Raw genomic sequence first — 252 nt, forward strand, 5'->3', positions numbered from 1 at the left:
GTTTTTCCAGCTGATCGATCCGAGATTGATGATCGAGCCGCCGCCCAGTGATTGCATATCGTCCATCACCGCTTGTGCGGCAAAAAATTGATGACGCAAATTGACCGCCATGCCGTTATCCCAACTGGCAACTGTGGTTTCAGCAATGCTGTGACGATGATCATTTGCGGCGTTATTGACTAACACTGAAATCGGCCCGAAATGCGCACGCGCGGCACTAATTGCGGCTTGCAGTGCCGCAATATCGCAGAC

Annotated in this window: 1 protein-coding gene; it reads right to left on the reverse strand. The window is 52.0% G+C overall.

The window, feature by feature from the left end:
- On the reverse strand, window positions 1–252 hold a 252-nt coding region (locus tag ACVBEQ_RS28075; protein WP_447156732.1), incomplete at both ends, for an SDR family NAD(P)-dependent oxidoreductase.

Source organism: Nakamurella sp. GG22 (genome assembly GCF_052976845.2).